The 25,937-nt window shown below is 63.8% G+C and carries 4 protein-coding genes; 1 reads left to right on the plus strand and 3 read right to left on the minus strand.

Annotation, left to right across the window (positions count from 1 at the left end; all coding sequences use genetic code 11):
• The first annotated feature begins 39 nt into the window (after positions 1-39).
• Positions 40-1,860 carry a DUF2235 domain-containing protein gene (locus PG5_RS03495; protein ID WP_371106598.1) on the plus strand — a complete coding sequence of 607 codons (1,821 nt, stop codon included), beginning with the start codon at positions 40-42 and terminating at the stop codon, positions 1,858-1,860.
• Positions 1,861-2,033: 173 nt separating this feature from the next.
• Here PG5_RS03495 and PG5_RS03500 read toward each other — a convergent pair whose 3' ends face one another.
• The 3 genes from PG5_RS03500 to PG5_RS03510 form a co-directional block, all read right to left on the minus strand.
• On the minus strand, positions 2,034-2,990 hold the full coding sequence (locus tag PG5_RS03500; RefSeq protein WP_020795704.1) for an alpha/beta hydrolase: 957 nt from the start codon (positions 2,988-2,990) through the stop codon (positions 2,034-2,036).
• 117 nt (positions 2,991-3,107) lie between these two features.
• The gene (locus PG5_RS03505) at positions 3,108-14,867 is read right to left on the minus strand and encodes an amino acid adenylation domain-containing protein (protein ID WP_020795705.1); all 11,760 of its coding nucleotides are present in this window, start codon (positions 14,865-14,867) and stop codon (positions 3,108-3,110) included.
• Positions 14,867-25,846, minus strand: coding sequence for a non-ribosomal peptide synthetase (locus PG5_RS03510; RefSeq protein ID WP_020795706.1), 10,980 nt, complete (start codon positions 25,844-25,846; stop codon positions 14,867-14,869). The genes PG5_RS03505 and PG5_RS03510 overlap by 1 nt, the downstream gene beginning before the upstream one ends.
• Between the last annotated feature and the right edge of the window lie 91 nt (positions 25,847-25,937).

The following is a 25,937-nucleotide window of genomic DNA, read 5'->3' on the forward strand; positions in this document are numbered from 1 at the left end:
CCACTTTCTCAGGATCGACGGGCGAAAGCCGTCGCCTCTATGAGCACGTGGAAAGCTCCACTGATGTTTGGCGCCGGCCCCAGCAAGCGCAGGCGGGTGATGAAAGAAGTGCTCGGTACCTTGCTAGACCGCGTGGAGCGGGCCACACCCAAAGTATTGGGCGTCAAGCTGTACATATACGGGTTCTCCCGCGGCGCAGCAGAAGCCCGGACCTTCGTCACCTGGCTCAGCCAGTTGTTCGAAACCCCGGAGGGGGCGGAACTACCGTCACAGAGCCTGATCGGCCTGCCGGTGAGCGTCGAATTCCTTGGCATACTGGACACCGTGGCCTCAGTGGGCATCGCTAACGTGGCACCATTTTTTGCCGGGCACATGGACTGGGCCGATGACAGCCAGTTGTTGCCGGAGGCAAAAACCTTTCCGGAGCTCGTCAAATGCTGCCGACATTTCGTTGCGTCTTTCGAACAGCGTGCGTGTTTTCCGCTCGATTCGATCCGCAACGAGGATGGCCAATACCCGGCCAATACCTATGAAGTGGTGTACCCCGGTGTGCACTCCGATGTCGGGGGTGGCTACCCGAAAAATGATCAGGGCAAGGCCCGTGGTGGCACCAGTGAGCTAGTGTCGCAGATCGTCCTGCATGACCTGTATGCCGAAGCCTTTGCGGCTGGCGCGCCGCTGCAGGTGCCGGAAACAGTGCTGTCGGAAAGGCTGAAACTAGAGAAAGTGTGGCGCGCCCTGAGTCCTGCAACTGACAGGGAATTCGGACTTAGCGAAGCACTAGTCGAACGCTTCAACGCTTGGCGCCAAACCCTACCGGGCATAGCGACTAATGAAACCTCCAATACTTCACCCTCGAAATACGTGCCACAACAGCTGAGCACCACCGTGGAAGAAACCCTGGTCGATCAACTGGGATGGATCACCGGCTGGCGCATTGGCCGTTATGCCAACGACTCACTGCAAAACAACGACAGCTACAAACTCCAGCCTTTCTTCACTCAGGCAACAGAGGCAACGGCCGAGGAAGCCGAGAAAGGGCGTGAGAACTATAAGAAACAGCAAGATATCGCCCTGGGAAATCGCCTGAAATCACCACAAGCGGCAACGAATCATCCCGGCCCGCCGATCTATGAGCCACAGATCGACAAGACCCAGCTCAGCCAGGCCGCCGCCGAATTCAAGCGCGACTACCGGGGCCTCAAGCGCGAGCAGACCCACTGGAGCGCCGAGATCACCGATGTGCTGTTGCGCGACACGATCTACCTGCTCAATGAGAACGACGAGGCACGGGATCACGCGGCTATTCACGAAGCGGGCGAGCGACGTGCCAAGCAACTGTTTAGTGACGACTGGGGTACGCCGAGCAAGGATCCAGTCATGGCCCTGTTGGTGGCGCTGTTCGATGACCAGTTGCACGACTCACGCGCATGGTTCATGCATGACAAGCTGAAATCCCGGGAGCTGTGGGCCGGTTACTTCTTCTACCGCATGACCTACTTCGGCAATGACAATAGCCGCGAGCTGTCGCCGGTGGTGGTGGCTGGGCGGGTATTGGGCGTGGCGATGCTGGCCGGGGCCACGGTGTATGGCATCAAGCGCGGCGGTGCACTGGGTGGGGTTGGCGGGTTGGCGGCGGGTATTGGCGGGGCAACCATCGGCTACCAGGTCATCGACAAGGCCAGCGGCCTGGCCCTGCCGTTCCTGCCCGGTGCCGAGCAACTTTTGCAACCTACCGCCCACATTGGCGAGTTGGTGACCGGCCTGAAATGGCAGATTGCTTCAGAAGACTACGCGCAGCGCATTGATAGCGGCACCGCCATGTTGCGCGCATCGGGCAACTTGTTCGAGCTGACCTGAGGGGTTCTTACCAGAGGAGATGTTCGGCAAATCCAAAACCCAGGTTACAAACAGTTCATTTGTGGGAGCGAGCCTGCTCGCGAAGGCGATAGACGTCCCACCAAAAGTCCTTGCTCCGGACACAATAAGGCCGCCATCCCTTTTATGGAGATGGCGGCCTTTTTCATTTCAGATCACAACCACGATCGCACCCACCCCGCCACTTGCGCATGAATCCCTTCCACCTCCCCCAACAACCCCGCCATCCGCAAAAAGTCATGGGTCATGCCCGGTTGTTCCAGCAACGTCACCTCATTCCCCGCCGCCCGCAAACGTTCGGCATACGCCAACCCTTCATCATGCAACGGGTCATAACCGGCCAGGTACACCAGCGCCGGCGCCAAACCCGACAGGTCGTCAGCCAGCAACGGCGAGCAGCGCCAGTCGGCCAGGTCCGCAGGCGTGCGTGCGTAGTGGGCGTAGAACCAGTCCAGGGTCGGGGTTTCCAGGAGGTAACCTTCGGCAAAATCCCGGTGCGAGGCGCAGTGGGTGGTGGCATCTGTGACCGGGTACACCAGCAGCTGCGCCTTGGGTTTCAGCGCCAGTTCCGCAGGCTCGCGAACGGCGATGATCGACAACACCGTGGCCAGTGTCGCGCCGACGCTGTCACCGGCCAGTGCCACGCGGGTGGCGTCCAGACCACGGGGGGCGCCTTCGCGTACCAGCCAGTTGCCGGCGTCGCAGGCGTCTTGTACCGGGGTTGGGAATTTCCATTCGGGGGCCAGGCGATAATCCACGGTCAACAGGGCAAAACCACCCTGGGCTGCGAGGCGACGACATAGGGCGTCGTGGGAATCGAGGCTGCCGACCACGTAGCCGCCGCCGTGGAAGTACAGCATCACCGGTTGCAGGCCGTCGAAGGGTTGGCCGTCGCGATACAGGCGCGCCGCGAGGCTGTGGCCGTCGCGGGCGGGGATGGTGAAGTGGTCGCAGGCAATGTGGTCCAGTGGTACATCGAGGAAGCTGGAAGAGGCTTCGAAGTCGATCCGTGCCTGTTGCGGGGTTTGTTCGTGCATTGGGCGGCTTTTGCCGGTGAGGCGACCGAACATGGCGAGTTCGAGGAAAGCTTCAAGTTCTGGCAGTAGGGCCATGGGGGGAGTCCTTTTACACAAAGAGGTCAATAATCAATCTTGTAACGAGCGACGCTCCCCCAGAGGTGAGTGCGGTCATCTGTGGCGAGGGGATAAATCCCCTCGCCACAATTTTTGTCATGCAGTCGCTAAGCGATGCTCCAGCAAGTCGTCCAGTTCATTGAGCAATTGATCACCACGCAGCAACTCGTAGTGCCCGCCCGCCAACAGACGATCCACTCCGTGATGCCCCACCTGGGCCTCGAACACCCGGCGTTCGTCGTCGCGCCCGGCCATCCACCATCGATGGCTGCCAACCTGTACCTTCGGCAATTGCCTCTGGGCCAAGGCGAGTTGTTTGAGCGACGAGCCAGTGGCGAATATCTGCGTCAGTTCACTAGCGCCCAGCGCCGCGTGGTCATTAGTGCCGTGCATGGCCGCCTCGATCACCGCGGCGGCGCCTTCGCGCTCATTCAGGCCTGCGGCTTTCAAGGCAATCAATGCCTGTGCTTGTTCAGACGGTTGACCGAGGACAAACTTCAGGAAATCCGCCAAATCTTCGCGCCAGTCCCCCGCTTCGGCGGTACCCGCCACATAACTGTCGACCAGCCCGGCGAAGGCTACCGTCTGCCCCTGGCTCTCCAGTTCATGGGCGACCAATTGCGTCAACGCGCCACCCAGCGACCAGCCGAGCAGGTAGTACGGGCCTTGCGGCTGTTGCGTGCGAATGCGCTGGGCATAGGCCTGGGCCATGGCCAGCAACGACGCATCCTGCCATTGCGGGTCGAGCAGCATGCGGCATTGCAGGCCGTACACCGTGCGCCGTCCTTCCAGGCGGCGGGCCAGGGGCTCGTAGTCGAACACCGTGCCGAACCCGGCGTGCAGGCAGAACAGCGCCGGCACCTTCGCCACCCGGCCATTCAAGGCCAGCAACGGGTCCGGCGCACTCGAAGTCTCGGCAGCCTGGTAGCCACTGAGTTCAGCGATGCAGGGTTTCTGCATCAGGTCGCGCAGTTTCAATTCGAAGCCCAGTTGTGGCTGGCTACGCACCCGCGAGATGACTTTGAGCACCTGCAATGAGTCGCCGCCGAGTTCGAAGAAGTTGTCGTCGATGCCCACTTGCGGCACACCCAATACCTCTTGCCAGATCGTCGCCAGCGCGCATTCCAGCGCGTTACGCGGCGCGCGGTAACCGCCAAGCGTCCATTCCGGCACCGGCAGTGCGCGACGATCAAGCTTGCCGTTGGCCGACAGCGGGAAGCGCTGCAGCACCAGGATCCGCGCCGGCACCATGTAGTCCGGCATCTGCGTTTGCAGCTCGGCCTTCAAGCGCCGATCCAGCCCGGCAGCGGCAGCGGCAGCGGCCACTACATAACCGACCAACTGTTTGCCAGTGGGCGTGTCATGCACCACCACGGCGGCATCCTGCACCCCTGCGCAATCACGCAGACGGGCTTCGATCTCGCCCAGTTCGATACGGAAGCCGCGGATCTTCACTTGCTGGTCGAGCCGGCCGAGGTAGTCGATCAACCCACACTCGCGCTGGCGCACCAGGTCGCCGGTGCGGTACATGCGACCACCGGCCGCGAACGGATCGGCAATGAAACGCTCGGCGCTCATGCCCGGGCGCAGGTGATAACCCCGTGCCAGGCATTCGCCGCCCAGGTACAACTCGCCGCTGACGCCGACCGGCAACGGATTGAGGTCGGCGTCGAGAATGTACAGGCCACGGCCCGCCACACCACGACCAATCGGCGCATAGGCCGCCTCGCAGGTTTCACTGGCTTGCGCACGCCACAGCAGCGGCGTGACCACGGTTTCGGTCGGGCCGTAGCCGTTGACCAGGCGCTGCGGACGCAGGGCGCGCTTGACCTGCTCGAAGCTGGCGTCCGGCACCGCATCACCGCCAAAGCAGTACACCTCGACCGCTGGCGGATTGCCCAGGCGCTCGGCCACTTCGGCCATCTGTTGCAGGTACGCCGGCGGGAAGCAGGCGACGGTGACGTTGTGGCGATGCAGCACCTCCAGGGTCTGTTCCGGGGTCCACAGATTGTCCTCGCGAATCACCAGGCTGCCACCGGCCAACAGCACGCTCAGCCAGCGTTCCTGGGCACCGTCGAAGGCGAACGACATGAAGTGCAGTTCGCGGCTGCGCGGCGCCAGTTCATAGAGGTCGATGATGCCGCGACAATGCCGGGCAATCGGTCCACGTTCCACCGCCACGCCTTTGGGCTGGCCGGTGGAGCCGGAGGTGTAGATCAGGTACGCCAGGTGCCCCGGCAGTGGATGGGAAACCGGGAACTCGGTGTTGCCAACCAGGCTCGTCTGATCAAGCAACACGCGTGGCGGGCTGGCGGCCAGTACCAGGCGATCCCCCAGGTCGCTGTCGCACAGCAACAGGCTGGCGGCCGAATCTTCGAGCATGTAGGCCAGGCGCTCGGCCGGGTATGACAGGTCCAGCGGCAGATAGGCCGCACCGGCCTTGAGCACGGCAAGGAACGCGACGATGGTGCGCTCCGAACGGGGCAAGGCCACCGCCACCAGGCTTTCCGGGCCAATGCCTCGACTGATCAACAACTGCGCCAGCGCATTGGCCTGGTGTTCAAGATCGGCGTAGCTGACTTCGCGATCCTCACAGAACAAGGCGATTTTCTGCGGTTGGCTGCGCACATGCTGATTGAAGCTGTGCAGCAGATCAGGGTTGTCGCTAAAGGCTTGCGGCAGGCTCACGCGCGCTTCGGGCAGGCCGATGTTACCGAGCAGACAGTCCGCATCCTCCGGCAACGCACGCAGCAAACCTTCCAACTGTGCGCGAATGCGCTGCACTTCCTGTTCACTGAAGCGATCTCGCAGGTACAGGTACTCGACTTCCAGGCCCTGGTCGTTGGCGCTGACCATCAAGTCCATCGGGAAGTTTGTGACGCCGCCGCTGCCGACTTCGGCGAAGCGCAGCTCACCTTCCTCGCCCCCTTTCAAGGCACGGTCCACCGGATGATTTTCAAACACGATGATGCTGTCAAACAGGCCCTGGCCACCCTGCCCGGCCCAGCGCTGGACGTCGGACAATGGCGTGTGTTCGAAGTCGCGCACGGCCAGGTTGTAGTCCTGCAAGTCACGCAGCCACTCGCCCAGCGGCTGGTGCGGGTCGAGGGTCTGGATCACCGGCAAGGTGTTGATGAACAGGCCGAGCATGTCCTGGGCACCGGCCAGCCCCGTCGGCCGCCCCGCCACTGTCGCGCCGAACGCTACGCTGCGTTGGCCGCTGTGACGTTGCAGCAGCAACAGCCAGGCGCCTTGCACCAGGGTGTTGAGGGTGACGCGCTGACGCTTGGCGAAACGGTGCAACTTGCGCGTCGCCTCGGCGTCGAGGTCACTGTACATCACGCCGTGACCGGAACCTGCGGCACCCGAGGCCGAGGCCAGGATGGTCGGTGCCTCGAGCGACGCCAGGCGCTCACGCCAGAAGCTTTCTGCCTGCGCCTGGTCCTGGCGTTGCAGCCAGGCGATGTAGTCGGCATAGCGCCCGGTCAGCGCCGGCAGGCTGTCGTGGTGGTACAGGCGCAGCATCTCGCCGAGCAGGCGCGAGGCACTCCAGCCATCGAGCAGCAGGTGATGGTAGATCCAGATCATCTGGTACCGTTCTTCACCCAGGCGCACCAGGACAAAGCGCATCAGCGGCGGGCAGCTCAGGTCGAAACCCTTGGCCTGTTCGGCGGCGGCCAGTTCGCCCAGCGCCTTTTCTGTGTCGCTGTGCTCACGCCAGTCGAGTTCCTCGATCGGCAACTCGACGCTGGCGAACACCGCTTGCAGCGGATCGGCCAGGCCATCGCGCCAACGGAACGCGGCGCGCAGGACTTCATGACGCTGGATCAAGGCTTGCCACGCCGCGCGGAATCGCGGCACCTGCAAGCCGTCCACTGCCACGCTCAACTGGTTGACGTAGGGGTTGAGCTGCGGCGATTCGAGGCAATGGAACAGCATGCCCTGCTGCATCGGCGACAGCGGATACAGGTCTTGCAAGCCTTCGCGGGCGGTGGAATCGATGTGCGGCACCAAGGAAAATTCCTCGACTGCAGGCACTTCGACCAACACGGCTTCACGACGGCTCGCCACCGCGGCCAGTGCACGAATGCTCTGCTGCTCGAACAACTGCTTGGGACTGAACACCAGCCCGCGCAGCCCGGCACGGCTCACCGCTTGCAGCGAGATGATCGAATCACCGCCCAGTTCGAAGAAGTTCTCGGTGACGCCCACCGAGTCCAGGCCGAGCAAGTCCTGCCAGATGTCCACCAACAGCGCTTCGGCAGGCGATGCGGCGGCCACTTGATCCTGAGTGTGTCGAGTCGCCTCAGGCGCTGGCAAACCCTGGCGATCGAGCTTGCCATTCGGCGTCAGCGGCAACGCGGCCAGGCATAGCAAATGCGCTGGCAGCATGTGCGCCGGCAAGCGACTGCGCAGGTGCGCGGTCAATGCATCCTGCAGTTCCTGTTCGTCAGCCAGCGGATCGCGCGGCACCACGTAGCCCACCAGTTGCCGGCCCACCGGACCGTCGCGATCAATCACAAAGGCTTCACGCACGCCTTCATGTTCGAGCAGGCAGGCTTCGATTTCGCCGAGTTCGATACGGAAGCCGCGAATCTTCACTTGCTGGTCGATACGGCCGAGGTATTCGACGACGCCATCGGCACGGAACCGCGCCAGGTCGCCACTGCGGTACAGACGCGCCCCCGGCACGAACGGATCGGGCACGAAGCGTTCGGCAGTCAGGTCAGGACGCTGGTGATACCCACGGGCAACGCCCTCGCCGCCCAGGTACAACTCACCCGCCACGCCAACCGGCAACGGCTGCAAACCGCTGTCGAGGATGTAGGCGCTGCGGTTGCCCACCGGCCGGCCAATCGGCATGAACGCCGAGTCGAATTCGGTGTCCGGATAGGCCAGCCAGATCAGCGGCGTGATCACCGTTTCGGTCGGGCCATAGCCGTTGATCAGGCGCTTGGGTTGCAGGACTTGCTGCACTTCGTCGAACGCATGCTTGGCCATCCCTTCACCGCATGGGGTGTAGGAGCGGATCGGCAGATCACGTCCCGCTTCGCCCATGAAATCGGCGATCTGCCCCAGGTAGCTGGGGGTGAAACAGGCGATGGTGATGCCGTGCTTTTCGATCTCGGCGCAGGTGCGCTCCACGCTCCACAACTCGTCGTCGCGCGGCATCACCGCCGAACCGAACACCAGGGGCGTCAGCCAGCGCTCGTGGGCGCCGTCGAAGCTGATCGAGGCAAATTGCAGTTCGCGGTCGTCCGGGGTCATGCCGTACAACTCGCCAATCTTCACGCAGTGCATGGCCAGCGGGCCGTGGGCCACGCTGACGCCTTTGGGCCGCCCGGTGGAACCCGAGGTATAGATCAGGTAGGCGAGGTTTTCGCCACAGGTCAGGTTGACCGGGTTGCTGTCGGGCATCCCCTCAAGCGCTTCGCGGTCGATTTCCAGCACCGGCAAGCCTTCGGGCAGTGGCAGTTTTTCCCGCAGCCAGGATTGGCTGACCAGCAGGGAAATGCCGCTGTCTTGCATCAGGTAGCGCAGGCGCTCCGCCGGGTAGGCCGGGTCCAGCGGCACGTAGGCACCGCCGGCCTTGAGGATCGCCAACAGGCCGATGATCATCTCTGGCGAGCGCTGCATGGCCAGGCCGACCCGCTCTTCCGGGCCGATGCCCAAGGCGCGCAGGCGATGGGCCAACTGGTTGGCGCGGCGGTTGAGTTGGTCGAAGCTCAGTTCGAGGTCACTGAAGATCAGCGCCGTGGCGTCAGGTCGGATAAGGGCCTGGGCCTCGATCAGTTGATGCACGCACAGCGGATTTGTTTCTGCGGTGAACGGCGGGTTCCACTCCAGCAATTGCTGCGTGCGTTCCACCTCGGTCAGCAGGTCCAGCTCGCTCAAGGCCGCTTGTGGTGCAGCCACCATCGCCGTCAACAACGCGGCCAGGTGCTCGCTCATGCGCACGATCGCCTCGCGGCTGAAGTGGCTGCACTGGTAGCTCCAGTTGATGCTGAGTTGGTTTTCCGCGGTGGCCGCCAGGGTCAGCGGGAAGTTGGTGCGCTCGTGGTTTTGTGGAATCGAGAAACTCAAGCCAGCCGGTGCGCCCTGCTGCAAGGCCTCGGCGACCGGGAAGTTTTCGAACACCAGCAAGCTGTCGAACAGTGGCTCGCCGGCCCGTCCGGCCCAACGCTGGATATCGCCCAGCGCGGTGAATTCGTGTTCGCGCAGTTCCAGGTTCTGCGCCTGCAAACGCGTCAGCCATTGCTCGACACTTTCGATGGCGTCCGGACTGCTGATCACCGGCAGGGTGTTGATAAACAGGCCGAGCTGGCTTTCGGCGCTCGGCAAGTCCACCGGGCGCCCCGCCACCGTGGCGCCGAACGCTACGCTGCGCTGGCCGCTGTAGCGTTGCAGCAACAGTGCCCACGCACCTTGCACCAAGGTGTTGAGTGTCACTTTCTGCTGCCGGGCAAAGTCGCTGAAGCGCTTGCTGGTGGCGACGTCGAAGGTCTGGCGGTGATCGGCAAATGCCGTGTTCGCCCGGTTGTTGAAGCCCATGGTCTCGGCCAGCAGCGTCGGGTTGTCGAGACTCGCCAATTGCTCGCGCCAGAACAGCTCGTCAGCTTCGTCATCCTGGCGTTGCAGCCAGCCGATGTAGTCGGCGAATCGCCCGGTGGGTGCGGGTACATCCTGCCCGGCATAACGCTGCAGCACTTCACTGAGCAGCAGCGAATTGCTCCAGCCGTCGAGCAACAGGTGATGGTGGGTGTAGACCAGATGCTGGCGCTCGTCGTCCAGGCGCACCAGGGTCAGGCGCATCAGCGGAGCGCGGGTCGGATCGAGTTGCAGGCGTTCGCTGTCGATCAGTTGCGCCAGCGCATCGGCCTGATTCTCGCGGCCACGCCAGTCGAGGCAGGTCATCGGCAATGGCAGATGACGATGCACCAGTTGCACCGGTGCCTCGAAACCTTCGGGGAAGTGGAAACTGCTGCGCAGGATCGCGTGGCTGTCGAGCACGGCTTGCCAGGCGCGGCACAAACGATCGGCATCGAGGCCACGGGCTTCGACGCTGAGTTGGTTCACGTAGGCGCCGGATTCGGATTCGTACAGGCTGTGGAACAACAGGCCCGCCTGCATCGGCGACAGCGGATACACATCCTCGATCTGCGCCGGTGGCACTGGCAGCGCGTCGAGTTGTGCCTGGCTCAAGCGCGCCAGCGGGAAGTCCGCCGGGGTCACGCCACCTGCGCCGTCGCTCAGGCAATGGTCGATCAGCGCCAACAGTTCAGCGCGGAAATCGTTCGCCAGGGTTTCAATCTCGCGCAGCTCGAAGCACTCGCGGCTGAAGGTCCAGTCGAGTTTGAGTTCACCGCCATAGACCTGGCCGTCCACCGACAGCCAGTTCGGCAACGGTGCATCCGCCGATTGCGCGGCGCCGCTGGATTCGCGTGCAGGCGTGAACAGCGCGTCCTCGGCGAAGCTCTGGTCGAACTGGCCGAGGTAGTTGAAGGTCACCCGCGCTTGCGGCAACGTGGCCAGCGTCGCTTGCGCCGCTGCATCGCCCAGGTAGCGCAACAGGCAGTAGCCCAGGCCTTTGCCGGGGATGTCCCGCAGTTGCTGCTTGATCGCCTTGATCGAGCCGCCGAGGTCGGCCGTCGGCGTCAGGCGCACCGGGAACAGGCTGGAGAACCAGCCGACGGTGCGGGTCAGGTCGATGTCGTCGAACAGTTCTTCGCGGCCGTGGCCTTCGAGCTGGATCAGCGCCGATTCGCTGTCGGTCCATCGGCTGAGGGTACGAGCCAGTGCGGTCAGCAGCAGGTCGTTGACCTGGGTGCGATAGATCGCCGGGGCTTGTTGCAGCAGCTGGCGGGTCTGCTCGCGGTCCAGACCGATGCTGACGCCTTGGCGCAGATGCCCGGCCTGATTGGCTTGTGCATTGGCCGCCGGCAACGAATCGCTGGCACCGTGCAGGTGACTCTGCCACCAGCTCAATTCATTCATGGCCGTTTCGGACGCCGCATAAGCATTGAGCTTGTCCGCCCAGGCCTGGAAGGCACTGGTCTTGGGCGGCAGGTCCTGGCCTTGATACGCGGCCTGCAAATCTTCCAGCAGCACGCGCCAGGACACCCCGTCCACCGCCAGGTGGTGGATGACCAACAGCAAACGTTGCGAACCATCGGCCTGGGCGATCAGCGCCACGCGCAGCAGCGGCCCGTCTTGCAGGCTGAGGCTGCGCTGGGCTTCATCGCACACCGATTCCAGCGACGCATCACTGGCGACGCGGGCAGTCCAGAGCATGTCGATGACATCGGCGCTGTCGGCGCCGACATAACGCGCCGACCATTGGCTGTCGACCTGGCTGAAACGCAAGCGCAGGGCATCGTGCTGCTTGAGCACACGTTGCAGGGCGCCTTGCAGGCGCGGCAGTTCGAGGGTTTCGCGCGGCGTCAGCAACACCGCCTGGTTCCAGTGGGCCCGCTGCGGGATCGGTTCTTCGAAGAACCAGCGCTGGATCGGCGTGAGTGTTTGCACGCCATCCACCGACCCTTGCTGCGCCAGCGGTGCGGCTTGTTCTTTCACCACCGCGGCCAGGGCTTGCAGGGTTTGCTGTTGGAACAGGTCGCGCGGTTGCAGGCCGAGACCGGCACGCCGTGCGCGGCTGACCACCTGGATCGAAATGATCGAGTCACCGCCCAGTTCGAAGAAGTTGTCCTGGCGCCCGACCTGCTCCAGGCCCAGCACGTCCTGCCAGATCTGCGCCAGCACGCGCTCGTGTTCGCTGCGCGGGGCTTCGAACGCGCGCTGGCTGACCTGCGCGGTGGGGGCCGGCAGGCGCTTGCGCTCGAGTTTGCCGTTGGGGCTCAGGGGCATCTGTTCGATCAGCACGGTCTGCGCCGGCACCATGTAGTCCGGCAGGCTGCCGAGCAGGTGGCTTTTCAGGGTTTCGCGCCAGGCGCCTTGCTGCTGCGCATCGGCGCTGACCAAGCCGCGATCCTGCGGCACGATGTAGGCCACCAGTTGCTTGCCGCTCGGGCCGTCGAGGGCCAGCACCACGGCTTCCTGCACGCCGGCATGTTCTTGCAGGCGCGCTTCGATTTCCCCCAGCTCGATACGCAAGCCGCGAATCTTCACCTGGTGATCGATCCGTCCGCAGTAGTCGATGGCACCGTCGGCGCGGTAGCGCGCCAGGTCGCCGGTGCGGTACAGACGCTCGCCGCTGCCAAACGGGTCGGCCACGAAACGCTCGGCGGTCAACGCGCCACGGCGGTGATAACCCCGTGCCAGGCCGATACCGCCCAGGTACAGTTCGCCTACCGCGCCCTGCGGCATGGGTTGCAGTTCGCTGTCGAGGATCAAGGTGCGCAGGTTGCCGATCGGCCGGCCGATCGGCACGCTGTCGCGGCCCTCTTCCACGCACGTCCAGTGGGTCACGTCGATGGCCGCTTCGGTCGGGCCATACAGGTTGTACAGATGGGCTTGCGGCAGGCTGCGCAGGGTCTGGCGTTGCAGCTCCATCGGCAGCGCTTCGCCACTGCAGACGATGCGGGTCAGCGAGGTGCAGGCCAGCGCCTCATCGGCAGCGATGAAGGCCGAGAGCATCGACGGCACGAAGTGCAGCGTGGTGATGGCTTGCTCGACGATCAGTGCAGCGAGGCGTTGCGGATCGCGATGCTCGCCTGGAGCGGCGATCACCAGCGTCGCGCCTTTCATCAGCGGCCAGAAAAACTCCCACACCGACACGTCGAAACTGAATGGTGTTTTTTGCAGCACGCGGTCGCTCGGCAGCAAGTTGTAGGCCTGCTGCATCCACTCGAGGCGGTTATGCAGGGCTACATGACGGTTGCCCGCACCTTTCGGTTTTCCGGTGGAACCGGAGGTGTAGATCATGTAGGCGAGATTTTCGCCGACAGCCAGGTTGGGCAGATCATCGCCCGGCAGTTCGCTCAGCCACTCGGAATGCGCTTGCAGGCAGAGGGTGCGCACGCTGTCCGGCGTCGGCAGTTGCGCCAGCAGGTGTTCCTGGGTCAACAGCAGGGAAATGCCGCTGTCCTCGATCATGTAGCCCAGGCGATCGAGCGGGTATTGCGGGTCCAGCGGCACGTAGGCGCCGCCGGCCTTGAGGATCGCCAGCAGGCCGACGACCATTTCCAGCGAACGCTCGCAGGCGATCCCGACGATCACTTCCGGGCCGACACCCTGGGCGCGCAAGTGGTGGGCCAGGCGGTTGGCGCGCAGGTTGAGCTCGGCGTAGCTCAGGGACTGGCCCTGGAACACCAGCGCCGTCGCCTGTGGATTTTCCATCACTCGCGTTTCGAAATGCCGCTGTACGCAGACTTCGCCTGGATAGTCTTGAGCGGTGTCGTTGAGGTCGTCGAGGATGCGCAGGTGCTCGTCGGCATCGAGCAACGGCAATTCGGCCAGCGGGATTTGCGGGTTCGCCAGCACCCCGGCCAGCAGGTTGCGCCAATACCGGGCCAGGTGCTCGATGCGTTCGGCGTCGAACAGGTCCGTGGCGTAGGTCAGGCTGGCGAACAGCTTGTCGCCCTCTTCCTGGGTGTCCAGTTGCAGGTCGAACTGGGTGGTGTGCGCCGTGGCGTTCAGCACCTCGACACGCAGGCCGGCGAGCAAGCCGCTGACCGCTGCGGGTTTGGCCTGCTGGTGGTTGAACATCACCTGGAACAACGGGCTGTGGCTCAAGCTGCGTTCGCCTTGCAGGGCCTGCACCAGGCGCTCGAACGGCAAGTCCTGATGGTACTGGGCATCCAGCGCAAAGGCGCGGGTCTGCTCGAGCAACTGAGCGAACGGCAGCCGGCCATCGAGTTCGGCGCGCATCACCTGGGTGTTGACGAAGAAGCCGATCAGGCCACGGGTTTCCGCGCGATTGCGGTTGCCGATCGGCACGCCAATACGCAGGTCGGACTGGCCGCTGTAGCGATAGAGCAAGGCCTGGAAACTGGCCAGCAACAGCATGAATGGCGTGACGCCGCGCTGTCTGGCCAGGGACATCAGGCCGGTGGCGAGCGAGGCATCCAAGGCGAAGTCCAGACGAGCGCCGCGCTGGCTCGGTTGTGCCGGACGCGGGCGATCGATGGGCAACTCCAGCAACGGCTGTTCGCTGCCGAGCTTTTCACGCCACCAATCGAGTTGACGTTCAAGCTCGCCGGCTTCCATCCAGCGCCGCTGCCAGGCCGCATAGTCCGAATACTGGATCGGCAACGCTTCAAGTCCAGCGCTCTGGCCTTGGCAATGGGCCGCGTAGAGCCTTGAGAACTCTTCGACCAGCACGCCCATCGACCAGCCATCAGTGACGATGTGATGCAGGGTCAGCACCAGCACATGGTCATCAACGTCCAGCTGTAACAAGCTGACGCGCAACAGCGGGCCGTGTTGCAAGTCGAACGGACGGGCAATCTCCGCCTCGACTTTTTTCATCGCCGATTCAAGGCGTAGCGCTTCGGGTTCGGCGCGCAGATCGTGCTGTTCGATGGGCAGCGTGTTGAAGCTCGCCAGGGCTTGCATCACCTGGCCGTCTTCCTCGACAAAACGGCTGCGCAGGCTCTGATGACGCTCCAGCAGCACGTCGAAACTCTGTTGCAGCGCCGCAAGGTTCAGCGGCCCCTGCAGACGCAGGGCCACAGGAATGTTGTAGGCGCTGCTCTGCGGGTCGAGCTGCCAGAGGAACCATTGACGCTGCTGCGCATAGGACAATTCGAAAGTCGCTTGCGGCGTGGTGGCGGGCGGGATCGGCAGCTGGCCGAAGCTCACGCCCTGCTCCTGCATTTTTGCCAGAAACTCACGGCGCTTGTCGGCCGGCAGGCCAGCGAAGCGGGAGGCGATACGCGAGGCGGTGCTGTGTTCCATCAGTTAATCTCCATCTCGTCCAGAAGCGACTCAAGCGCATCCAGGCGTGCATCGTTGTCAATCGGGGCGTGTTGCCAGGCGTTGGCGGCATAAGCCTGAAGGTCGTTACTTTCGAACAGCACGCGCAGCGGCAGCTCGATGCCCAGTTCCAGTTCCACGCGGGCACTGGCCTGGGCGGCAAGCAGCGAATGCCCGCCCAATTCAAAGAAGTTGTCACGCCGCCCGATCCGGGCCACGCCCAACACCTCGGCCCAGATCGCCGCCAGCTGCTGTTCGAGCTCGCCCTCGGGGGCTTCGAACGGGCGCTGCCAGGTTTCGGCATCCGGCAGCGGCAAGGCCTTGCGGTCGAGCTTGCCGTTGCTGGTCAGCGGCAAGGCATCGAGCAACAACCAGTGCCTAGGCACCATGTAATCCGGCAGATCGACGCTGAGTGCGGCGCGCAGGGTGTCGCGCCAGGCGATCGGATCATTCGAAGTGAGTTCGGCGACGACGTAGGCGCACAGCTGCGGACCGCCGTCATCGACATGCACGCTGATCACCGCCTGACGCACGCCCGGTTGCGCCAGCACGGCCGCTTCGATCTCGCCCAGTTCGATGCGGAACCCGCGGATCTTCACTTGCTGGTCGATCCGCCCCAGGTAGTCGATGCTGCCGTCGGCGCGCTGGCGCGCCAGGTCGCCGCTGCGATACAGGCGCTGCGCCGCATCGAAGGGGCTTGGCACGAAACGCTCGGCGGTCAGGCCGCTACGCCCGTGATAACCGCGCGCCAGGCCGGCGCCGGCGATGTACAGCTCCCCCGCCACGCCCACTGGCACCGGTTGCAACTGACTGTCGAGCAAGTACCAGCGCAGGTCGCGGATCGGCAGGCCGATCGGGCTTTGCGCCTTGGCATCGAGGTCGGCCAGGCGGATCGCGCGGTAGGTCACGTGCACCGTGGTCTCGGTGATGCCGTACATATTCACCAGCGTTGGTTGTTGGTCGCCGAAGCGTTCGAACCAGGGACGCAAGCTGGCCACTTCCAGCGCTTCGCCACCGAAGATCACCTGGCGCAACGCCAGGCTGCGCGGACTGGCGCAGGCAATCGGCAACAACTGGCGGAACGCGGTCGGGGTCTGGTTCAGCACCGTCACCCCTTCATCGCAGAGCAAGCGATGAAACGCCTGCGGTTCGCGACTGATGTAGTACGGCACGATCACCAGGCGCCCACCGGTGCACAACGCGCCGAATAACTCCCACACCGAGAAATCGAAGGCGTAGGAGTGGAACAGGGTCCAGACATCGTTCACGCCGAAATCGAACTCGCCAGCAGTGGCCGTGAGCAGGCGCCCGACGTTGCCATGGCTGAGCAAGGCGCCTTTTGGGCGGCCTGTGGAGCCGGAGGTGTAGATCACGTAGGCCAGATTGTCCGGGCTTGCCAACGGCGCCAGGTTGTCGGCGCTGTAGCGGTCCAGCTGCAACGCCGTCAGATCAAGAACCTGCACGCCTTCGCGGGCCGGCAAGCCGTCGATCAGGTGAGATTGGGTCAACAGCAACCCAATGCCGCTGTCATCGATCATGTAGCTCAGGCGCTCGACCGGGTATTGCGGGTCCAGCGGCACGTAGGCGCCACCGGCCTTGAGAATCGCCAGTAAGCCGACCACCAGCGGTATTGCCCGCTCGGTGGCGATACCGACCCGCACTTCGGGGCCGACACCCTGCTCGCGCAGTTTGCGCGCCAGGCGGTTGGCCTCGGCGTTGAGCGCGGCGTAGCTCATCTGCTCGCCTTCGCAGGTCAGTGCGATGGCGTGTGGGCGTTGCGCGGCCTGGGCTTCGAACAGCTGATGCAAGGTGGGCGATTGCGCTTGTGCCTCGAAGGTCGGATTCCAGTGCTGGATCAATTCGCCGTATTGCGGCGCTTGCAGCAGCGGCAATTCGGCGACGCGCTGCTGTGGGTTTTCGACCACTGCGCGCAACAGGTTCAACCACTGTTCGGCGAAGCGCTGCATCGAGGCCTCGTCGTACAGGTCGGTGGCGTAGCTCAGGTTGGCGTCCAGTTCATCGCCCTGCTCCTGGGTATCGAGCACCAGATCGAATTGCGCGGTGTGCTGCTGCCAGTGCAGGCGCTCGACCTGCAAATCGGCCACCGCGCGCTCGACACTGGCGCCGAGTTTTTGCTGATGGTTGTAGAGCACCTGGAACAACGGACTGTGATTGAGGCTGCGGTCCGGTTGCAGTGCATCGACCAGTTGCTCGAACGGCAAGTCCTGATGAGCCTGCGCGTCCAATGCCGTTTGCCTGACCTGTTGTAGCAAGGCGCTGAACGGTTGCTGCCCGTCGATCTCGGCACGCAGCACCTGGGTATTGATGAAGAAGCCGATCAGGCCTTCGGTTTCCAGGCGTGAACGCCCTGCACTCGGCACGCCGACGCTGATGCCCGACTGCCCGCTCTGGCGGTGCAGCAGGGTCTGGAAACTTGCCAGCAACAGCATGAACAGCGTCACTTGCTGTTCTTGCGCACGCTCGCGCAAACCGGCCAGCAGCTGGCGATCGACGTTCAACGCCAGGCTGGCGCCGCGCTCGCTGCGCCGGACCGGACGGGTCAGTTCGCTCGGCAACGCCAGCGGCGCCTGGCTGCCCGCCAGTTGGTCGCGCCACCACGCCAGTTGCCGCGCACCCTCGCCGGCTTCCAGCCAGTCGCGCTGCCAACGGGCGTAGTCGCTGTAAGCCACCGGCAGTGCCTGCAGGTTGGCAGCACGCTCTTGCACGGCAGCCTGATACAGCGCGCTGAATTCATCGACCATCACCTGCATCGACCAGCCATCGGCGGCGATGTGGTGCACGGTAAGCACCAGCACATGGTCTTCGGCGCTGACGTGCAGCAGCAAACAACGCCACAGCGGGCCATGGCGCAGATCGAACGGCCGGGCGATTTCTGCGGCCACCGCAGTGTTGATTGCCGACTCATTGATGGGCTGTTCATTGAACTGCAACGGCAGCTCGACATGCACCACCGGGCGCGCCTGCTGGCCCTTCTGTTCGAAGGTGGTGCGCAGGGTTTCGTGGCGAACCTGTAACTGGGCGAAGGTTGTGCGCAGGGCCCGGCGGTTCAGCGGGCCTTTGAGGCGCAGCGCCGCCGGGATGTTGTAGGCCGCGCTGTGCGGGTCCAGTTGCCAGAGAATCCACTGGCGTTGCTGGGCGTAGGACAGCAGGCGCGGTTGATCGTCCGATGCGCGTTGCAACGGTGGTTGGCCGCTGAGGTTCGCTTGCGCCGCATGCTTGGCGAACTCCGCCAGATTCGCCGCAGAGAACAAATTGCTCACCGACAGCTCAAGTTGCAGTTGCTGGCGTACACGGGAGATCACTTGCAGCACCAGCAATGAATGGCCGCCGAGCTCGAAGAAGTTGTCGTCGCGACCGACTTTCTCGACCTGCAGCACGGCTTGCCAGATCTGCGCGAGTTGCGTCTCCAACCCTTGCATCGGGGCAACAAAGTCGCGTTGCACATCGCCCGCTTCAACCCGTGGCAAGGCCTTGCGGTCGAGCTTGCCGTTGTTGTTGAGCGGCAACCTGTCGAGCAGGACCATGTGGTTGGGCACCATGTATTCCGGCAACGAGCGCTGCAGGACGGCTTTGAGCCCTAGCAGGTATTGAGCCTGCAAAACCACCGTGCTGCTGGCGACGATGTAGGCCACCAATTGTGTGCCGTCCTGGGCGATGACGGCGGCTTCGCGCACCTCGTCCCGGGCTTGCAGGCAGGCTTCGATCTCGCCCATCTCGATGCGGAAACCGCGAATTTTCACTTGATGGTCGATCCGTCCGACGTACTCCAGATCGCCGTTACCGTTGTAGCGCGCCAGGTCGCCGCTGCGATACAGCCGTGCGCCCGGTTCGCGGGCGAAGGGATCCGGCAGGAAACGTTCGGCGGTCAGCGCCGGGCGGTCGAAATAACTTTGCGCCAGGCAGGCCGGTGCGCCGATGCACAACTCGCCAACGCCGTCGGCCGGCAGTAGCTGGCCGGCAGCGTCCAGTACGTACAGCGCACGGCCAGGGATGCCGCGACCGATTGGAATGCCAAAGGCATCGCTGGCATCGGCCAATCGGCATTCATGCACGCTGGACACCACGGTCGCCTCGGTCGGCCCGTAGGTGTTGAGCAGGCGCACGTGGCTCAAACCCGCTTGATGCCACAGGCGCAGGCCTTCCACCGACATGGCTTCGCCACCGACGTGTACCTGGCGCAAGTCGCCGAGGCTTGGCACGACACCGCTGGCGCATTCGCGGGCCAGCAGGAACCAATAAGCGGCCGGCAAATCGGCAACCGTCACGCCCTGCTCGACGATTTCGGTGGCCAGTCGGCCAGCGTCCCACAGGTCATCGCCGCGCATGATCAAGGTTGCGCCGACGCAGAATGCCGGGAAGCATTGTTCGACGAAGCCGTCGAAGCTGAAAGTGGCAAATTGCAAGACGCGATCGGTTGGTGACAGCCTTGAATAGTCGGCGGCGGTCTGACAGAACTCGCGCAGGGCGGCGTGGGTGATGGCGACGCCTTTGGGTTGGCCGGTGGAGCCGGAGGTGTAGATGATGTAGGCGAGATCTTCGGCGGCTGGTCGGGCCTCTTCGCGAGCAAGCTTCGCTCCTACAGGGGTTGTGGTGTCTTCGAGGGTTAGGCGTTGTACGTTTGGCACATCTTCGAGCAGGCCGGATTCGTGGAGCAGCACGTCGAGGCGGCTGTCTTCGATCATGTAGGCCAGGCGTTCGGTTGGGTATTTCGGGTCGAGGGGGACGTAGGCTGCGCCGCTTTTCAGGACCGCCAGCAGGCTGACGATCAGTTGCGGACCACGGCGCACGGCCAGGCCGACACGCTTGCCGGGGCCGGCGCCGTTGTCGATCAGGCGCTGGGCCAGGTGGTCGGCTTGGGCATCGAGTTGGCCGTAGCTCAGGCTGTGGTCGTCCACTTGCAATGCCAGTGCATCGGGCGTGGCGGCGGCTTGCGCGGCGATTTGTTGGTGAGCCAGAAGCGTTGTGGATAACTCAACCGCAGGCGGTTGGCTGATCGCGAGCACCGCGTTCTGGCCGTCGACATCGAGCAGTTCCAGCGAGCCCAAAGCCGCCTCTGGCGATGCCACCAATTGCATCAGCAGGTGCTGCAAATTGGCTGACAACTGGGCGATCTGCGTCGCGCTGAAACGCGCCGCGTCATAACTGAACTCCAGCCCCAGGCCTTCGCCCAATTCGATGCCCAGGGTCAACGGATAGTGGGTGCGCTCGTGGTTGTGCAGGTTGGCGAACGACAACCCGGCCGGCGCGCCCTGTTTCAGCGCTTGGGCCACCGGGAAGTTTTCGAACACCAGCAGGCTGTCGAACAACGCAGCCCCCTGCTGCCCCGCCCAGCCCTGAATGTCGTACAGCGGCACATGCTCGAACTCGCGCATGGCCAGGTTCAGGCCTTGCAGTTCGCCCAGCCATTGGCTGACGGTCTGGTCCGGTTTCATCGCGCACACCAGCGGCAAGGTGTTGATGAACAAGCCCAGCTGTTGTTCGATCCCCGGCAACGGCGCCGAACGTCCGGCCACGGTGGCGCCGAACACCACGCAATCCTGGCCGGTGTAGCGTTGCAGCAACAGGCTCCAGGCCGCTTGCAGCAGGGTGTTGAGGGTGACTTTGTGCTGGCGGGCGAAGGCGGCCAGATGCTGGGTGGCGCGGCAGTCGAGTGTGAGGCGATGCTCTTCGCTGCCCGTCGCGTCTACCGGTGGACGCAAGGCTTCAGCCAGCAAGGTCGGCGCTTGCAGCGGTGCCAATGCGGCTTTCCAGAACTGCTCGCCGGCAGTTGCCGATTGCTGTTGCAACCAGCCCAGGTAGTCGCGGTATTGACCGGCTGGCACTGGCAGCGGCTGGCCGGCGGCGTAGTGCTGGATCACTTCGGCCAACAACTGTGCGTTGCTCCAGCCGTCCATCAGAATGTGGTGACTGGTGTGGATCAAGTGCCAGGCATCAGCGCCGGTACGTACCAGTTTCAGGCGAAACAGCGGCGCCATGCCCAGCTCGAATCCTTGCGCGCGCTCGGCGTCGGCCAGTGCGTCGGTGTCAGTGGCTTCAAGCACTTGGAGCGGCAACGCGACCTGTCGGGCAATCGCCTGATGTGCGGTATCCAGGCCTTGCCAGTGGTAGCTGCTGCGCAGGCTGTCATGACGCTCGACCGCGGCTTGCCAGGCGCGGGGAAATCGCTCGATGTCCAACCCGCCGATGTCCAGGCGCAACTGACTGATGTAGGCGCCGACCTGCGGTTCGTACAGGGTGTGGAACAGCATGCCCTGTTGCATCGGCGACAGCGGATACAGGTCTTCAAGATTGGCAATGGCGAGCGGCAGCCCGTCCAGTTGCGCCTGATCGATGCGCGCCAGCGGGAAGTCCGATGGCGTAGCTTGCGCGGCTTCAACGGTGCAGCAATGTTCGATCAGCGCGATCAGTTCCTGCGCGTAAACGTCGGCCAGTCGCTGGACGGTCGCAGTGTCGAACATCTCACGGCTGAAGCCCCAGCTCAGGGACAATTCGCCGCCGTAGACCTGACCTTCAACCACCAGCCAGTTGCCCAGTGGGGCCGACGGGTCCTGCGCGATGCCGTTGCCTTCGGTAGACGGGGTGAACAACGCCCCTGCTTCGAACTGACGGTCGAACTGCCCAAGATAGTTGAAGGTGATGCGCGGTTGCGGCAACGCCGCCAGTTCGGCGCGTGCCTGTGCGCTGCCAAGGTAGCGCAGCGCGCCGTAGCCCAGCCCCTTGTCCGGGACGCTGCGCAGTTGTTCCTTGATGGTTTTGATCGACGCGCCGAGATCGGCAGCGGGTTTCAGGTTGACCGGGAACAGGCTGGTGAACCAACCCACGGTGCGCGTCAGGTCGACGTCATCGAACAGGTCTTCACGGCCATGGCCTTCGAGCTGGATCAGCGCGCTGCCTTGCCCGCTCCAAAGGCAAACGGCGCGGGCCAGTGCGGTCAGCAACAGATCGTTGACCTGGGTGCGGTAAGCCGCCGGGGCCTGTTGCAGCAGCTTGCGGGTTTGCTCGCTATCGAGCTTGAGTTCGAGTTTATGTTCGAAGCGGTTTTCCAGCGCGCCGTTCGGGCATTCGCATGGCAGGTCATCTGGCGCGTCTTGCAGTTGATTCTGCCAGTGGCCGAGGCTGCGCTCAAAAGCTGGCAGATGCGCCTGCAAGCGCGTGACCCAGCGCTGATACGAGCTGGTTTTCGCCAATGCGGTGCCGCCGTTATAGAAGTGCTGAAGGTCTTCCAGCAGCACACGCCAGGACACACCGTCCACCGCCAGATGGTGAATTACCAGCAGCAAACGCTGGCTGCCGTCAGCCATTGAAACCAGCAGTGCACGCAGCAACGGTCCGTTGTGCAAATCGAGACTGCGCTGGGCTTCGTCGCACAAAGTGCTGAGCTGCTCGACCGATTGTGCCTGGTGTTGCCACAGCACCGAGTCGGTGGTCGGCGCGGCATAGGCCTGCTGCCAGCCGCTATCTGTCTGTTGATAACGCAGGCGCAAGCTGTCGTGATGGGTCAGTAAATGTTCCAGGGCACGATCCAACGTTTCGACGTTCAACGCCTCGCGCGGTACCAGCAATAGCGACTGGTTCCAGTGCTGGTGCTCTGGAATTGCCTGTTCGAAGAACCACCGTTGCACCGGCGCCAACGCCACCGCGCCACTGGCCGGGCCTTGGTCGATCAGTTGTTGCTCGCCACTGCGCGCCGCCTGGGCCAGGCTGCGGATGGTCTGGTGCTGGAACAGGTCCTTGGGGCTGAGCAGGATCCCGGCCTGCCGTGCGCGGCTCACCACCTGCATCGAGACAATGGAGTCGCCGCCCAGCTCGAAGAAGTTGTCTTCCAGGCCGACGTTGTCGATGGCCAGTACGTCCTGCCAGATCGCCGCGAGAGATTTTTCCTGGGCACTGCGTGGCGCGACGTGTTCGCGTTGTTGCTGGCTCCCGTCCACCGCCGGCAGCGCCTTGCGGTCGAGTTTGCCGTTGGGGGTCAGCGGCAGTTGCTCGAGGAACAGCAGGAACGCCGGGACCATGTAGTCCGGCAGGTGCTGACGCAAGGCCGCTTTCAGGGATTCACGCAGGGGCGCCTGCGCGTCGAGGTCGTCCAGCATCGCCGGATCGGTCGGCACGATGTAGGCCACCAGTTGCTGACCGTTGATACCGTCCTGGGCCAGCACCGCCAGTTCGCGCACAGCATCCTGCTGCAACAGCTGCGCTTCGATTTCACCCAGCTCGATACGAAAGCCCCGGACCTTGACCTGATGGTCGATACGGCCGATGTACTGCAGGGTGCCGTCGGCCTGATAACGGGTCAGGTCACCGCTGCGGTACAGGCGTTCGCCGCTGCTGGAAAACGGATTGGGCACGTACTTTTCAGCGGTCAGGCCTGGCCGTGCCAGGTACCCACGGGTGATGCCCGCGCCACTGAGGTACAGCTCGGCGGATACGCCTTGCGGCACCGGTTGCAGGTCCGCATCCAGCAGATAGCTGGCAGTGTGTTTGAGCGGGCGGCCAATGTTGGCGTGGCCACCGGCCTCGCGGCGGGTCCAAGTGGAATAGGTGGTGTCTTCCGACGGACCGTACAGGTCAAAGACGTGCTCGACGCTCGGCTGCCGGTACAGCGCGTCCACCAGGCTTTGTTTCAACGGTTCACCGGCGAGGTTGATGATGCGCACGCTCGACGGGATCTGCCCGTCGCGCTGCAACGCGTTGATCGCCGACGGCACGGTGTTGATCAAGCGCACCTGATCCCGGGCCGGCAGCTGCGGCAACTCCAGGGCGTTGCGGGCAATGATCAGCGATCCGCCGTTGGCCAGGGTGACGAACAGTTCCCACACCGACAGGTCGAAGCACACCGAGGTCGACGCCAGCACGCCTTGAATGTCGTCGCGGCTGTACACCGATTGCGACCAGTCGATCAGCGCCAACACGTTGCGATGGACAATCGCCACGCCCTTGGGCTTGCCGGTGGAACCGGAGGTGTAGATCACGTAGGCCAGGTTGTCCGGCGTGACGCCGGTGACGGGGGCGCTGATGGGGTAAGCCGCCAACGAGAGGCTGTCCATCAGCAGTACTTGGGTATCGCTCGCCACGCTCAGGGATTTGGCCACTTGCGCTTCGGTCAGCAACACCAAAGCACGGCTGTCTTCGAGCATGTAGGCCACGCGTTCGGCGGGGTAATCCGGGTCCAGCGGCACGTAGGCACCACCGGCCTTGAGCACCGCCAGCAAGGCCACCAGCAGGTGCTCGGAACGCTGCATGGCCACGCCGACCCGCGCTTCCGGGCCGACGCCGAGCTCGATCAGCTTGTGTGCCAGGCGATTGGCCTGCTGGTCGAGTTCGCTATAAGTCAGCTGGCGGGTGGCGAAGGTCACGGCAAGCGCATCCGGGGTCGCCTTCACTTGCTGGCCGATCAGCTCATGAATACAAAGGTCCTGGGCGCAGCTGTCGTCGGCCCGGTTCCAGTCATGGACGATGAGTTGGTATTCGGCTTGTTCCAGCAGCGGCAAATCGCTGATGCGCTGCTGGGTATCGCTGACCATGCCCTGTAACAGGTGCGTCCAATGTTGCGCCATGCGCGCGATGGTCGCGGCGTCGAACAGGTCGTGGGCGTAGGTCAGCGCGGCGTGCAGCCTGCCGCCTTTTTCGTAAGTGTCCAGGGTCAGGTCGAACTGGGTGGTGCGCCCTTGCCACTCGATCGTTCCCAGCACCAGGCCGGACGCCGTGGTCACAGTGGAAATGTCCGCGACCTGCGGCTGGTGGTTGTACATCACCTGGAACAACGGCGTATGGCTGAGGCTGCGTTCCAGCTTCAACGCTTCGACCAGGCGCTCGAATGGCAGGTCCTGGTGGGCCTGGGCGCCGAGTGCAGTTTCCTTGATACGGCGCAGCAGTTCATCGACCGTGGCCTGGCCGTCCAGTTGCGTACGAAGCACCTGGGTGTTGACGAAGAAACCGATCAGCCCTTCGATCTCGGCGCGGTTGCGGTTGGCGATCGGTACGCCGACGCGGATGTCGGTCTGTCCGGTGTAGCGGTGCAGCAGCACGTTGAAGGCGCCGAGCAGGAGCATGAAGAGAGTGATGTTGTGTTTCTGCGCGGTGGCCCGCAGTTGCTCGGCCAGTTGTCCGTCAACGGCGAACTCGTAGCGGGTGCCGCGATAGCTTGGCATCGCCGGGCGCGGGTGATCGGTGGGCAGCTCCAGCACCGGATGTTCGTCGCCCAGTTGCACCTGCCAGTAGTCGAGCTGACGCCCCTGTTCGCCCGCCTCCAGCCAGCGGCGCTGCCACAGGGCGTAGTCGCTGTACTGGATCGGCAAGGCTGCCAGTTGCGGTTGCGTACCGGCATCGAAGGCGTCGTAGCAGCGGATGAATTCGTCGATCAGCACGTTCATCGACCAGCCGTCGGACACGATGTGGTGCAGGGTCAGCAGCAGGACGTGTTCCTGTTCGGCAAGCTTGAGCAAGGTCACGCGCAACAACGGGCCAGTGCCCAGGTCGAACGGCAGCACCGATTGGCGCTCGGCGGCTTCGGCCACGGCCTGCTCGCGCGCGGCGGCCGGCAAGGTACTGAAATCCACCTGTTCGATCAGCAGCGGCGCCGTGGCCGGCACTTGCAGCAAGCTGTCGTCGGCCTGCACGGCAAACACCGTGCGCAAGGTTTCGTGGCGCGCCACCAGGCTGGCGAATGCCTGCTCCAGCGCCGACAGGTTCAGGCGGCCGGTCAGGCGTACCGCACCTGGCAAGTTGTAGGCGCCGCTTTGCGGGTTCAGCTGCCAGAGAAACCACATGCGTTGCTGGGCGTATGACAGCGCCTGGCGATCCTCGGCCTCGACGCCGGCCGGGATCGGAAACCGGGCGAAATCCACGCCCTCCTTGTGCAAGGCCGCGAGGAACATCTGGCGCTTTTCCAGGGGCAACCCGATAAACCGGCGAGCAAGTTTCAAGGAGTCTTCAGCATTCATTTCTCAGCATCCGGATCAGTAGGCAGGAAGCACAAAGGCACGTCGTCCCTATGAAACGAATGCAAAGCGGAAAAATTAGCGAATGAGAACA

It is taken from the genome of Pseudomonas sp. G5(2012) (genome assembly GCF_000408945.1).
Taxonomy (GTDB): Bacteria; Pseudomonadota; Gammaproteobacteria; order Pseudomonadales; family Pseudomonadaceae; genus Aquipseudomonas; species Aquipseudomonas umsongensis.